The 13,068-nt window shown below is 57.1% G+C and carries 11 protein-coding genes; 8 read left to right on the top strand and 3 right to left on the bottom strand.

All coding sequences use genetic code 11. The features are described from left to right. Positions 1–21: 21 nt before the first annotated feature. Positions 22–594, bottom strand: coding sequence for an acetate uptake transporter (gene satP, locus ACMGEE_RS20335; RefSeq protein WP_436830548.1), 573 nt, complete (start codon positions 592–594; stop codon positions 22–24). Between the two features lie 301 nt (positions 595–895). On the opposite strand from satP, the gene dnaK reads away from it, so the two are divergent. Together dnaK and dnaJ are read left to right on the top strand one after the other, a co-directional pair. Beyond that, entirely contained in the window at positions 896–2,809 is a 1,914-nt protein-coding gene (gene dnaK, locus ACMGEE_RS20330) for a molecular chaperone DnaK (RefSeq protein ID WP_253455380.1), read from the top strand. A 105-nt stretch (positions 2,810–2,914) separates the two neighbouring features. After that, the gene (gene dnaJ, locus ACMGEE_RS20325; RefSeq protein ID WP_125290517.1) at positions 2,915–4,054 is read left to right on the top strand and encodes a molecular chaperone DnaJ; all 1,140 of its coding nucleotides are present in this window, start codon (positions 2,915–2,917) and stop codon (positions 4,052–4,054) included. Positions 4,055–4,133: 79 nt separating this feature from the next. On the opposite strand, the gene ACMGEE_RS20320 is transcribed toward dnaJ, so the two are convergent. Next, a complete protein-coding gene (locus ACMGEE_RS20320) occupies positions 4,134–5,066 on the bottom strand; it encodes an Rpn family recombination-promoting nuclease/putative transposase (protein WP_436830547.1) in 933 nt (310 codons plus the stop codon). Positions 5,067–5,270: 204 nt separating this feature from the next. On the opposite strand from ACMGEE_RS20320, the gene nhaA reads away from it, so the two are divergent. Next, positions 5,271–6,431, top strand: a complete 1,161-nt coding sequence (gene nhaA, locus ACMGEE_RS20315) for a Na+/H+ antiporter NhaA (protein WP_253455378.1) — start codon at positions 5,271–5,273, stop codon at positions 6,429–6,431. A 182-nt stretch (positions 6,432–6,613) separates the two neighbouring features. Here the strand turns inward: nhaA and rpsT are convergent, their stop codons facing one another. Beyond that, positions 6,614–6,877 carry a 30S ribosomal protein S20 gene (gene rpsT, locus ACMGEE_RS20310; RefSeq protein ID WP_125290520.1) on the bottom strand — a complete coding sequence of 88 codons (264 nt, stop codon included), beginning with the start codon at positions 6,875–6,877 and terminating at the stop codon, positions 6,614–6,616. Between the two features lie 306 nt (positions 6,878–7,183). On the opposite strand from rpsT, the gene ribF reads away from it, so the two are divergent. From ribF to ispH, 5 genes are read left to right on the top strand one after another with little or no spacing between them, the layout of a single operon-like run. Next, positions 7,184–8,122: a bifunctional riboflavin kinase/FAD synthetase gene (gene ribF, locus ACMGEE_RS20305; protein WP_436830546.1), complete on the top strand. Its 939-nt coding sequence runs from the start codon at positions 7,184–7,186 to the stop codon at positions 8,120–8,122. Positions 8,123–8,152: 30 nt separating this feature from the next. After that, positions 8,153–10,960 (top strand): isoleucine--tRNA ligase, encoded by a 2,808-nt coding sequence (ileS, locus tag ACMGEE_RS20300; RefSeq protein ID WP_301252443.1) that lies wholly within the window; start codon positions 8,153–8,155, stop codon positions 10,958–10,960. After that, positions 10,960–11,469 (top strand): signal peptidase II, encoded by a 510-nt coding sequence (lspA, locus tag ACMGEE_RS20295; protein ID WP_253455375.1) that lies wholly within the window; start codon positions 10,960–10,962, stop codon positions 11,467–11,469. The genes ileS and lspA overlap by 1 nt, the downstream gene beginning before the upstream one ends. Then, complete coding sequence (gene fkpB, locus ACMGEE_RS20290; RefSeq protein ID WP_253455374.1) at positions 11,462–11,932, top strand: FKBP-type peptidyl-prolyl cis-trans isomerase; 471 nt, start codon at positions 11,462–11,464, stop codon at positions 11,930–11,932. Before lspA ends, fkpB begins: the two co-directional genes overlap by 8 nt. Further along, positions 11,913–12,866 (top strand): 4-hydroxy-3-methylbut-2-enyl diphosphate reductase, encoded by a 954-nt coding sequence (ispH, locus tag ACMGEE_RS20285; protein ID WP_253455373.1) that lies wholly within the window; start codon positions 11,913–11,915, stop codon positions 12,864–12,866. Before fkpB ends, ispH begins: the two co-directional genes overlap by 20 nt. Positions 12,867–13,068: the final 202 nt, after the last annotated feature.

The following is a 13,068-nucleotide window of genomic DNA, read 5'->3' as shown; positions in this document are numbered from 1 at the left end:
ATTATCCACACGGGGCTTTTTTTATGCCCGCGTTACCTCGCCAATTGGCAGCGCCTTGCGCGCCAGCTGTTCGTTAATCACTTCCGCCACCGCCAGATAGATCGCGCTCGCGCCGCAAATAATGCCTTCGAAACCGGCCAGCGTCAGAATGCGCTCGCTGCCGGTAATATTGCCGACGGCCAGCAGCGCAAACAGCAGCGTCAGGCTGGCAAAAACAAACTGCAAGGCGCGGTTGGCCTGCAACGTGCCGAAGAACATAAACAGGGTGAAAATGCCCCACAGCGCCAGCCAGACGCCAAGGAAAACCGCATCCGTCGGCGCAGCCAGCCCCAGCGACGGCAGCAGCAGCATGCCGACCAGACTTAGCCAGAAGCAGCCATAGGCGGTAAACGCCGTCAGGCCGAAAGTGTTGCCTTTTTTATATTCCAGCAGGCCAGCCAGGATCTGTGCGAAGCCGCCAAAAAAAATGCCCATGCTGAGCACCACGGACGTTAACGGGAAAAATCCTGCGTTGTGCAGGTTCAGCAATATGGTGGTCATCCCAAACCCCATCAGGCCCAGCGGCCCAGGATTGGCCAGTTTGTTGTTATGCATAAGTCCTCAGCTATAACAGAAATTAAGAAGAGGCGCGGGCAGGGCGGCTGACCGCCGCTTTCCTGCAAAGCGCGCGGCATCATAAAGAGCCGCCGGGCGGGCGACATTGATCTGCCATAAGGATAAAAACGAAATTTTTTTTAACTCGCCCCTTGATGCCGGGCGCGCAGGCCCCATCTTATTTGGCATCCAGGGTTATGTAGCGAAAAAAAGCGTGAAGCCGGGAGTTGAAACGGCCAAAACCGCCCGCATTAAGTGTGCATAACCTGATTTGAAATGAATTTAAGTGGGAGACGTTTAGATGGGCAAGATTATTGGTATTGACTTAGGTACAACAAACTCTTGTGTCGCGATCATGGATGGCGGCAAAGCGCGTGTACTGGAGAATGCGGAAGGCGATCGCACTACGCCATCCATCATCGCTTACACCCAGGATGGTGAAACGCTGGTTGGTCAGCCTGCTAAACGCCAGGCCGTGACTAACCCACAGAACACCCTGTTTGCGATCAAGCGCCTGATTGGCCGTCGCTTCCAGGACGAAGAAGTGCAGCGTGATATTAAAATCATGCCTTACCAGATCGTTGGCGCCGACAACGGCGACGCATGGCTGGACGTAAAAGGCCAGAAAATGGCACCGCCGCAGGTTTCTGCTGAAGTGCTGAAAAAAATGAAGAAAACGGCGGAAGATTACCTGGGCGAGCCGGTAACCGAAGCGGTTATCACCGTACCAGCCTACTTTAACGATGCGCAGCGTCAGGCGACCAAAGATGCCGGCCGTATCGCAGGTCTGGACGTAAAACGTATCATCAACGAACCAACCGCAGCCGCGCTGGCTTACGGTATGGACAAAGGCCAGGGCAACCGTACTATCGCGGTATATGACCTGGGCGGCGGTACGTTCGATATCTCTATTATCGAAATCGATGAAGTTGACGGCGAAAAAACTTTCGAAGTGCTGGCGACCAACGGTGACACCCACCTGGGCGGCGAAGACTTCGACAGCCGTATGATCAACTATCTGGTAGCAGAATTTAAGAAAGATCAGGGCATCGATCTGCACAACGATCCGCTGGCGATGCAGCGTCTGAAAGAAGCGGCAGAAAAAGCGAAAATCGAGCTTTCTTCCGCACAGCAGACCGACGTTAACCTGCCGTACATCACTGCTGATGCAACAGGTCCTAAACACCTGAACATCAAAGTGACCCGTGCGAAGCTGGAATCGCTGGTAGAAGATCTGGTGAGCCGTTCTATCGAGCCGCTGAAAGTGGCTCTGCAGGATGCTGGCCTGTCTGTTTCCGACATCAACGACGTTATCCTGGTCGGCGGTCAGACTCGTATGCCAATGGTGCAGGCGAAAGTGGCCGAGTTCTTCGGCAAAGAGCCGCGTAAAGACGTGAACCCGGACGAAGCGGTAGCGGTAGGCGCAGCGGTGCAGGGCGGCGTACTGGCAGGCGACGTGAAAGACGTGCTGCTGCTGGATGTTACTCCTCTGTCCCTGGGTATCGAAACCATGGGCGGCGTGATGACCGCGCTGATTGCCAAGAACACCACTATCCCGACCAAGCACAGCCAGGTGTTCTCAACGGCGGAAGACAACCAGTCTGCGGTAACCATTCACGTGGTGCAGGGTGAGCGTAAGCGCGCGGCGGACAACAAATCGCTGGGCCAGTTTAACCTGGACGGCATTCAGGCAGCGCCACGCGGTATGCCGCAGATCGAAGTGACCTTCGATATCGACGCCGACGGTATTCTGCATGTCTCTGCGAAAGACAAAAACAGCGGTAAAGAGCAGAAGATCACCATCAAGGCTTCTTCTGGTCTGAACGACGATGAAATCGAAAAAATGGTGCGCGACGCCGAGGCTAACGCCGAAGCAGACCGTAAGTTTGAAGAGCTGGTACAGGTTCGCAACCAGGCCGATCATCTGTCGCACAGCACCCGTAAGCAGCTGGACGAAGCGGGCGACAAACTGCCTGCGGACGACAAAGCGCCAATCGAAGCCGCGCTGACCGATCTGAACACCGCGCTGAAAGGCGAAGACAAAGCGGAAATCGAAGCGAAAATGCAGGCGCTGATGGAAGTCTCCAGCAAGCTGATGGAGTTCGCTCAGCAGCAGCAGGCCGCTGGCGGCGCAGCTGATGCAGCCGACGCTTCCGCGAAGAAAGACGACGACGTGGTCGACGCCGAGTTCGAAGAAGTTAAAGACAAAAAATAATCGCCCTTGAGCGGGCACGGCGGGCCGCAAGGCCCCCAGTGAAACCTACGGGCGTCGGAGTGTTCTCCACGCCCGTTCACGCATATTTAGGGCAGGATCACCATAATGGCGAAGCAAGACTACTACGAGATTTTGGGCGTTTCGCGATCGGCGGACGAGCGCGAAATCAAAAAGGCCTATAAACGCCTGGCGATGAAGCATCACCCCGATCGCAATCCGGGCGACAAAGAATCAGAAGCAAAATTTAAAGAAGTCAAAGAAGCCTACGAAATTCTGACCGATGCGCAGAAGCGTGCGGCTTATGACCAGTACGGTCACGCAGCCTTTGAACAGGGCGGCATGGGTGGCGGCGGCGGCGGTTTTGGCGGCGGTGGCGCAGACTTCAGCGATATCTTTGGCGACGTGTTCGGCGATATCTTCGGCGGAGGACGCCGTCAGCAGCGTGCTGCGCGCGGCGCCGATTTGCGCTACAACATGGAGCTGACGCTTGAAGAAGCCGTCCGCGGCGTGTCCAAAGAGATCCGCATCCCTACGCTGGAAGAGTGCGACGTCTGCCACGGCAGCGGCGCCAAAGCGGGCACGCAGCCGCAAACCTGTCCGACCTGTCACGGTCAGGGTCAGGTCCAGATGCGTCAGGGCTTTTTCACCGTGCAGCAGGCGTGTCCGACCTGTCACGGTCGCGGTTCCGTTATCAAAGATCCCTGCAACGCCTGTCATGGACATGGCCGCGTAGAGCGTTCTAAAACGCTGTCGGTAAAAATCCCGGCAGGCGTGGATACCGGTGACCGCATCCGTCTTTCAGGCGAAGGCGAAGCGGGCGAGCACGGCGCACCAGCGGGCGATCTTTACGTTCAGGTGCAGGTGCGCAAGCATCCTATCTTTGAACGTGAAGAGAATAACCTGTACTGCGAAGTGCCGATCAACTTTGCAATGGCGGCGCTGGGCGGCGAAATCGAAGTGCCGACGCTGGACGGGCGCGTTAAGCTGAAAGTGCCTGCGGAAACGCAGACCGGTAAACTGTTCCGTATGCGCGGCAAAGGCGTTAAATCCGTACGCGGCGGCGCGCAGGGCGACCTGCTGTGTCGTGTGGTCGTGGAAACGCCGGTCAGCCTGAGCGAGAAGCAGAAAAGCCTGCTGCGCGAGCTGGAAGAGAGCTTTGGCGGCGTGGGCGGCGAGAAGAACAGTCCGCGTTCGAAAAGCTTTTTCGACGGCGTGAAGAAATTCTTTGACGATCTGACCCGCTAGCCTTTATAGCGTGCAGAACCAGACGGGCGGCTTAAACCGCCCGTTTTTTATGGCAAGCGCAAAGGGGTCAGCGCCGGGGCTACGCCGTTGGGTTAGCCGGGCTGAGGCTGGTGAGTTCCTGCTCCGACAGGCCGGTTGTTTTCGATACCGTGTCGGGGGCAATGCCATTCTGTAGCAAGGCGCGGGCAATTTTTAGCGTGGCCTCGCGCTCGCCTTCGGTTCGCCCTTTTTGAAGCCCTTTAGTTAATCCTTTTTGTTCAAGGTATTCTGCAATAGTCATCAACACGTCCTCCTGTGACGATAAATGGCTGGTCAGCTCCTGCAGCAGCTTTTCCGGATTACCCGCCGTGCCGGTTTGCATCATCCAGTTCATTGAGGTTACTAACTGCTCGTTCGTAGTATAACCTGCAAGCAACAGGGTCACCAACTGTTCCGTCAGCTCCGCCAGGTCGCGCGTTCTGGCGTGCTTCAGCAGCAGCTCCAGCATCGCCATCCGGCGGTGTTTCATGATATCCGCATCATCCATCGCGCCGACGTCAATCAGCGGAAAGCTTCGCGTATAGAACCGTCGGGCCAGCTCCGGCTCAGCGAACAGCGCCGTCCAGTCTGTGGTATAGGGCCAGGGCGTGGCGCGACCATGACAAAACAGCAGCGGGACGACCAAAGGCAGCGCCGCCGTGTGTCCCGCCTCTATATGTCGCTGCATAGCCGCTATCGCGTAGCGCATCAGGCGGAAGGCCATATGCTTATCCGAACTGCTCTGGTGCTCTATTAGCGTATAGATATAGCCCGTGCCGTTACTGGTCCGCAATGAATAGAGCATGTCGGCGAAATAAGTCCGCAAATTCTCTTCAATAAAGCTGCCCGACTCCAGCTGCAAGGTGGTGATATCGCAGATTTCAAGCAGCTCCGGCGGCAGATAGAACGACAGAAAATCCCGCGCAGTGTCGGTATTAGTCAGAAAAGTTTTAAATAGTCCATCATGCGGTACAGGCGAAAGGGTTTTCATCATCGATCCTGAATCAGAAAAATAATGCCGACATCATGTCATGCCCGTTTTATCCGGTTAAGGGCGTTAACAGCGCGATGCGGCGCGCCTCATAAATAATTTCTCCGGCAGCCTTTTTGCCCGATAAACCACCGCAAACCGTTTTTCCTGCCGTCAGAAACGCGTATGCTGTCAGGCCGCACGATTTGTTTATCAGGAAAGATTGCAATGAAATCCGCGATTAAGCGATTACTCAATAATGAAGCAACCGGCGGCGTGGTATTGATTATCGCTGCCGCTATCGCCATGTATCTGGCCAATTCGGCCGGCACCCAACAAGCCTACCAGTCTCTTCTTGCCATGCCGGTGGAATTCCGTTTTGGCTCGCTGGATATCAGCAAAAATCTGCTGCTGTGGATCAACGATGCGTTGATGGCGCTGTTCTTTTTGATGATTGGGCTGGAAGTCAAACACGAGCTGGTTTCCGGCTCGCTGGCCACGCGTGAACGGGCCATGTTCCCGCTGATTGCGGCTATTGGCGGCATGATCGCGCCCGGCGCGATTTTTGCCCTGCTCAATCATAACGATCCGCTGGCCGTTCACGGCTGGGCTATTCCTACCGCCACGGATATCGCTTTTGCTTTGGGTATTCTGGCGCTGCTGGGCAGCCGCGTGCCGCCAGCGTTGAAAATGTTTCTTATGGCGCTGGCGGTGATTGATGACCTGGGCGCTATCCTGATCATCGCCTTCTTTTATACGCAGGATCTGTCGCTGGCTTCGCTTGGCGTGGCCGCCGGGGCTATCGTGGTGCTGGCGTTACTGAACCGGCTGGGCGTGCGTAATATCGCTATTTATATGCTGGTTGGCATGGTGCTGTGGGTAGCGGTGCTGAAGTCGGGCGTGCACGCCACGCTGGCCGGCGTGATTGTCGGCTTCTTTGTGCCGCTGGAGAAACAGAACGGCCATTCTCCGGCTATCCACCTGGCTCACGGGCTTGCGCCCTGGGTCAGCTGGCTGATCCTGCCGCTGTTTGCCTTCGCCAATGCCGGCGTTTCGCTGAGCGGCGTCTCGCTGGACGGTTTGTTCTCCGCTGTGCCGCTGGGCATTATTTTAGGGTTGTTTATCGGCAAACCGTTAGGTATCACGCTAATCTGCTGGCTGGCCGTCAGGCTGCGCATCGCGGCGCTGCCGGAAAACACGCGTATGCAGGATATTTGCGCCATCGGCGTGCTGTGCGGGATTGGCTTTACCATGTCGATATTTATCGCCTCGCTGGCTTTCGATGCGCAGCATGAGGAGATGGTGACGCTGGCGAAGCTGGGTATTCTTACCGGCTCGATTGTTTCTGCGCTGGTAGGCTATACGCTGCTGCGTATCAAGCTGCGCTGATTGAGGACGACGGCAGGCTCACCGCTTGCCGTTGTCTCTTGCGGCTAAGGCCGGCGTTCAGGAGGCGGCAAACTCAGGCCGGGGCCGAATGGCGGACATAAAAAAGCCCGGAGCCAAACGCCGGGCATAAAAAAACCTGCCTGAGCAGGTTTCTTTATCAAAGCTGATTAACAGACGGGCGATTAAGCCAGTTTGTTGATCTGAGCAGTCAGGTTTGCTTTATGACGTGCCGCTTTGTTTTTGTGGATCAGGCCTTTAGCTGCCTGACGGTCCACAATAGGCTGCATTTCATTAAATGCAGTCTGCGCAGCTGCTTTATCGCCAGTAGCGATAGCCGCGTATACCTTCTTGATAAAAGTACGCAACATTGAACGACGGCTAGCGTTGTGCTTACGACGCTTCTCAGACGTTACGGCGCGTTTCTTAGCTGATTTGATATTAGCCAAGGTCCAACTCCCAAATAGTTCTATGAGGACAATTCAAAGGCCGAGGAATATGCCTCTTTAGCCCGTGGTTGTCAATGGATTTGTGCAAATAAGCGCCGCTGAAACAACGACACCTGGTTACGTTTCGATGGCGCAAGATTCTACCAGCTTCATGGCGATGAATACAGCTTATTCACAAGAAAAATGGTATCGCCCGTCAGCCGCGACAGAAAAAGCCCGCATTAACGCGGTAAAGGCGCATTCGCGGGTTAACCTTCCTGGTGGTAGTTGGTATAATCCGCCGATTTCCACGAACCTGAGCCAGCCATGAAGTTTATCCGCGGCATACATAACCTCCGGGAGCAGCATTGCGGCTGCGTTCTCACCATTGGCAATTTCGATGGCGTACATCGCGGCCATCAGGCGCTACTGTCCCGGCTGCGCGAGGAAGGGCGTAAACGTAATTTACCGGTGGTGGTGATGCTGTTCGAGCCGCAGCCGCTGGAACTGTTTGCGGCCGATAAAGCGCCTGCGCGGCTGACGCGACTGCGCGAAAAACTTCGCTACCTGGACGAGGCGGGCGTGGACGCGGTGCTTTGCCTGCGTTTCGACCGACGCTTTGCCGCGCTGTCGGCACACAGTTTTGTCGCCGATCTGCTGGTCGATAAGCTGGGCGTACGGTTGCTGGCGGTCGGCGACGATTTCCGCTTTGGCGCTGGTCGCGAAGGGGATTTCCTGTTATTACAGAAAGCGGGCGCCGACTACGGTTTTGACGTTATCAGCACCCAGACTTTTTGCGACGACGGCAAGCGCATCAGCAGCACGGCGGTGCGCCAGGCGCTGGCGGAAGACAATCTGCCGCTGGCGGCCACGCTTCTGGGGCACCCTTTCAGCATCTCCGGCCGCGTAGTGCACGGCGACGCGCTGGGCCGCACCATCGGCTTTCCCACCGCTAACCTGCCGTTAAGACGCTATGTTTCGCCGGTAAAAGGCGTGTATGCCGTCGAGGTCCGCGGCCTGGGCGACAAGCCGCTGCCCGGCGTCGCCAATATCGGCACGCGCCCCACGGTAGCGGGCATACGTCAGCAGCTGGAAGTGCATCTGCTGGACGTTGCAATTGACCTGTACGGGCGCCATATAGAAGTGGTGCTGTGCGAAAAAATACGAAACGAGCAGCGTTTTTCCTCGCTTGACGCGCTCAAAGAGCAAATTGCTAAAGACGTGGTGGCGGCCCGAACTTTTTTTGGGCTGAGCGCACCGGTTTAAACAGAAGCGGAATACGGAATCGAGAATCTGATGAGTGACTATAAATCTACCCTGAATTTGCCGGAAACGGGGTTCCCGATGCGTGGCGATCTGGCCAAACGCGAACCGGGAATGCTGCAACGTTGGTATGCTGACAATCTGTACGGCATCATCCGCGAAGCCAAAAAAGGGAAAAAAACCTTTATCCTGCATGACGGCCCTCCCTACGCGAACGGCAGCATTCATATTGGTCACTCCGTCAACAAGATTCTGAAAGACATTATCGTTAAGTCCAAAGGCCTGGCGGGCTTCGATTCGCCTTATGTGCCGGGCTGGGACTGCCACGGTCTGCCTATCGAACACAAGGTCGAGCAGATGATCGGCAAGCCGGGCGAGAAGGTCACGGCGGCTGAATTCCGCGAGGCGTGCCGTAACTATGCGGCAGAGCAGGTTGAAGGCCAGAAAAAAGACTTTATCCGTCTTGGCGTGCTGGGCGACTGGGATCGTCCTTACCTGACGATGAATTTCCAGACCGAAGCCAATATCATTCGCGCGCTGGGCAAAATCATCGGCAACGGCCACCTGCATAAAGGCGCCAAGCCGGTGCACTGGTGCCTGGACTGCCGCTCCGCGCTGGCGGAAGCAGAAGTGGAGTACTACGACAAAACCTCGCCTTCTATCGACGTGATGTTCAACGCGGTAGATGCCGACGCCGTGCGTGCTAAATTCGGCGCTGACAGCGTAGAAGGCCCGATCTCGCTGGTTATCTGGACCACCACGCCGTGGACCATGCCGGCTAACCGCGCTATCTCTCTGCACCCTGAATTTGACTACCAGCTGGTGCAGATCGAAGGGCGCGCGCTGATCCTGGCGAAAGATCTGGTGGCAAGCGTGATGAAACGTGCCGGCGTCAGCGACTGGCAGGTGCTGGGCGAAGCCAAAGGCGCGGCGCTGGAGCTGCAGCCTTTCCGTCATCCTTTCCTCGACATCACTTCTCCGGTGGTGCTGGGCGAGCACGTAACGCTGGAAGCGGGTACCGGTGCGGTGCATACGGCACCAGGCCACGGCCCGGACGACTACGTTATCGGACAGAAATACGGTATCGAAGCGGCCAACCCGGTCGGCCCGGATGGACGCTACCTGCCGGGCACTTACCCGACGCTGGATGGCGTAAACGTCTTTAAAGCCAACGATATGATCGTTGAGCTGCTGCGTGAAAAAGGCGCGCTGCTGCACGTGGAAAAACTGCTGCACAGCTATCCGCACTGCTGGCGTCACAAAACGCCCATCATTTTCCGCGCCACGCCGCAGTGGTTTATCAGCATGGATCAGAAAGGCCTGCGCGAGCAGTCGCTGAAAGAGATCAAAGGCGTGCAGTGGATCCCGGACTGGGGCCAGGCGCGGATCGAATCTATGGTTGCCAACCGTCCCGACTGGTGTATTTCACGCCAGCGCACCTGGGGCGTGCCGATGGCGCTGTTCGTGCATAAAGAGACCGAGCAGCTGCATCCGGATACGCTGGCGCTGATGGAAAAAGTGGCGCAGCGCGTCGAGCAGGACGGCATCCAGGCCTGGTGGGATCTGGACGCGAAGGAGCTGATGGGCGACGACGCGGAAAACTACGTCAAGGTGCCGGATACGCTGGACGTATGGTTCGATTCCGGCTCCACCAGCTATTCGGTGGTGGATGCGCGTCCGGAATTTGAAGGCCACACGCCGGATATGTATCTGGAAGGCTCGGATCAGCATCGCGGCTGGTTTATGTCCTCGCTGATGATTTCCACGGCGATGAAAGGCAAGGCGCCTTATCGCCAGGTGCTGACGCACGGTTTTACCGTGGACGGTCAGGGCCGCAAGATGTCCAAGTCGATCGGCAACACCGTGTCGCCGCAGGACGTAATGAACAAGCTGGGCGGCGATATTCTGCGCCTGTGGGTGGCTTCTACCGACTACTCCGGCGAAATGGCAGTATCGGACGAAATCCTGAAGCGCTCTGCGGATGCCTATCGTCGTATCCGTAACACCGCGCGCTTCCTGCTGGCTAACCTGAACGGCTTCAACCCGGAAACGGATATGGTCAGCCCGGAAGAGATGGTGGTGCTGGATCGCTGGGCCGTAGGCCGCGCGAAAGCCGCGCAGGATGCGATTGTCGCCTCTTACGACAGCTACGACTTCCACGAAGTGGTGCAGCGTCTGATGCAGTTCTGCTCGGTTGAGATGGGCTCCTTCTACCTGGATATCATCAAAGACCGTCAGTACACCGCCAAAGCCGACGGCCTGGCGCGTCGCAGCTGCCAGACCGCGCTCTACTACATCGCGGAAGCGCTGGTGCGCTGGATGGCGCCGATCATGTCGTTTACCGCGGATGAAATCTGGAACGAGCTGCCGGGCAAACGTGAGAAGTATGTCTTTACCGAAGAGTGGTTCGACGGGCTGTTTGGTCTGGCGGAAAGCGAGTCGATGAACGATGGTTTCTGGGCGGAGCTGCTGAAAGTGCGCGGCGAAGTCAACAAGGTCATTGAGCAGGCGCGCGCCGACAAGCGCGTGGGCGGCTCGCTGGAAGCGACCGTCACGCTGTATGCCGACGCCGACCTGGCGCAGAAGCTGACCAGCCTGGGCGACGAGCTGCGTTTCGTGCTGCTGACTTCCGGCACCCAGGTCGCGGATTATGCGCTGGCCACGTCCGAAGCTCAGCAAAGCGAGCTGGTAAAAGGCCTGAAGATCGCGCTGCATAAAGCGGAAGGCGAGAAGTGCCCGCGCTGCTGGCACTACGCGACCGATATCGATCGGGAAGCGCAAATCTGTGGCCGCTGCGTCACCAACGTCAGCGGCGCTGGCGAACAGCGTAAGTTCGCCTGATGAACAGGCCGATTTTTTCGACCGGACTGCGCTGGCTGTGGCTGGTGCTGGTGGTGATCGCCGTCGACTTCGGCAGCAAGCAGTGGATTATGAATACGCTGATGCTGCACGAGTCGATGTCGGTGATGCCGTTCTTTAACTTTTTCTACGCGCACAACTACGGTGCGGCGTTCAGCTTCCTGGCGGATAAAGGCGGCTGGCAGCGTTGGTTCTTCGCCGCGATTGCGGTGGCGATTGCCGTCGCGCTGCTGGTGATGATGTACCGCACCGAAGCCAGCAAGAAGCTGAACAATATCGCTTACGCGCTGATTATTGGCGGCGCGTTGGGCAATCTGTTCGATCGCGCTTACCACGGCTTTGTGGTCGATTTTATCGACTTCTACGTGGGCGACTGGCATTTTGCCACGTTTAATATTGCAGACTGCGGCATCTGTATCGGTGCCGCGCTGATCGTGCTGGAGGGCTTTTTAACGCCCGCCGGCAAAGCGAAAAGGGCAGGGCATGACTGATTCTGTACAGCGTAACAGCGCGGTGCTGGTGCATTTCACCTTAAAACTCGCCGACGGCTCCACGGCGGAATCAACGCGGGATAACGGCAAGCCCGCGCTGTTCAGCCTGGGCGACGGCAGCCTGTCCGGCGAGCTGGAAGAGCAGCTGCTGGGCCTGAAGCCCGGCGACAAAAAAGCGTTTTCGCTCGGCCCGGATGCCGCTTTCGGCCAGGCCAGCCCGGATCTGATCCAGTATTTTTCGCGCCGTGACTTTACGGAAGCGGGCGAACCGGAAGTCGGCGCCATCATGCTGTTCAGCGGCATGGACGGCAACGAAATGCCGGGCGTAATCCGCGAAATCTCCGGGGATTCGATTACCGTGGACTTTAACCATCCGCTGGCCGGACAAACGATTCACTTTGATGTAGAAGTGCTGGAAATCGATCCGGTACTGGAGGCGAACCATGCAAATCCTGCTGGCTAATCCACGCGGCTTTTGTGCCGGCGTCGATCGCGCCATCAGCATCGTAGAGCGCGCGCTGGAGATGTACGGCGCGCCTATCTACGTGCGGCATGAAGTGGTGCACAACCGTTACGTGGTTAACAGCCTGCGCGAGCGCGGCGCTATCTTCATTGAAGAAATCAGCGAAGTGCCGGACGACTCGATCCTGATCTTCTCCGCGCACGGCGTTTCTCAAGCGGTGCGGGCGGAAGCCAAAGCGCGCAACCTGACCATGCTGTTTGACGCCACCTGTCCGCTGGTGACCAAGGTGCATATGGAAGTGGCGCGCGCCAGCCGTAAGGGCACGGAAGCGATCCTGATTGGTCATGCCGGGCACCCGGAAGTGGAAGGCACCATGGGTCAGTACAGCAATCCGGCTGGCGGCATGTATCTGGTGGAGTCGCCTGCGGACGTATACAAGCTCCAGGTCAAAAACGAAGATAACCTTTGCTTTATGACCCAGACCACGCTTTCCGTGGATGACACTTCCGAAGTGATCGATGCGCTGCGCGATCGCTTCCCGAAGATCGTCGGGCCGCGTAAAGATGATATCTGCTACGCCACCACTAACCGTCAGGAAGCGGTACGCACGCTGGCGAAGGATGCGGACGTGGTGCTGGTGGTCGGTTCACGCAACTCTTCCAACTCCAACCGTCTGGCCGAGCTGGCCCAGCGCGCGGGCAAACTGGCGCGGCTGATCGATTCGGCGGACGATATTCAGGAAGCCTGGATCAAGGACGTCGGCTGCGTGGGCGTCACGGCGGGCGCTTCCGCACCGGATATTCTGGTGCAGCAGGTTATCCAGCGTCTGCGCGAGCTGGGCGGCGAAGCGGCCATCGAGCTGATCGGCCGTGAAGAGAATATTGTGTTTGAAGTGCCGAAAGAACTGCGCGTGGACGTTAAGCAGGTCGACTAACGCCTGACCGTTCGCTACAGCCCGAAGGGAAACATTAATACCGTTTTCGCTTCGGGCTTTTTTTATTCTGCCTCATCACGCCTCTTATTCAGTCTCTCCGACTTTCTCTGCGTAATAAAAAGTTAAACAGATCAACTTTTCTAATGTTTTGGCTTGATTCCGTGAGCGAAGCTGTTTGTTATAGCGTCAGGAACAGTAAAAA

The sequence above is a fragment of the Erwinia artemisiae genome (genome assembly GCF_051400835.1).
In the GTDB taxonomy this organism is placed as follows: Bacteria; Pseudomonadota; Gammaproteobacteria; order Enterobacterales; family Enterobacteriaceae; genus Erwinia; species Erwinia aeris.
Note: the sequence above shows the minus strand (reverse complement) of the source record. Positions and strands in the feature narration are given on the sequence as shown.

Bases quoted from the DNA above. Each gene is read 5' to 3' on its own strand.
- dnaK (WP_253455380.1), top strand. From the start codon at position 896: ATGGGCAAGATTATTGGTATTGACTTAGGTACAACAAACTCTTGTGTC.
- dnaJ (WP_125290517.1), top strand. From the start codon at position 2,915: ATGGCGAAGCAAGACTACTACGAGATTTTGGGCGTTTCGCGATCGGCG.
- fkpB (WP_253455374.1), top strand. From the start codon at position 11,462: ATGACTGATTCTGTACAGCGTAACAGCGCGGTGCTGGTGCATTTCACC.
- nhaA (WP_253455378.1), top strand. From the start codon at position 5,271: ATGAAATCCGCGATTAAGCGATTACTCAATAATGAAGCAACCGGCGGC.
- ileS (WP_301252443.1), top strand. From the start codon at position 8,153: ATGAGTGACTATAAATCTACCCTGAATTTGCCGGAAACGGGGTTCCCG.
- lspA (WP_253455375.1), top strand. From the start codon at position 10,960: ATGAACAGGCCGATTTTTTCGACCGGACTGCGCTGGCTGTGGCTGGTG.
- ribF (WP_436830546.1), top strand. From the start codon at position 7,184: ATGAAGTTTATCCGCGGCATACATAACCTCCGGGAGCAGCATTGCGGC.
- satP (WP_436830548.1), bottom strand. From the start codon at position 594: ATGCATAACAACAAACTGGCCAATCCTGGGCCGCTGGGCCTGATGGGG.
- ACMGEE_RS20320 (WP_436830547.1), bottom strand. From the start codon at position 5,066: ATGATGAAAACCCTTTCGCCTGTACCGCATGATGGACTATTTAAAACT.
- ispH (WP_253455373.1), top strand. From the start codon at position 11,913: ATGCAAATCCTGCTGGCTAATCCACGCGGCTTTTGTGCCGGCGTCGAT.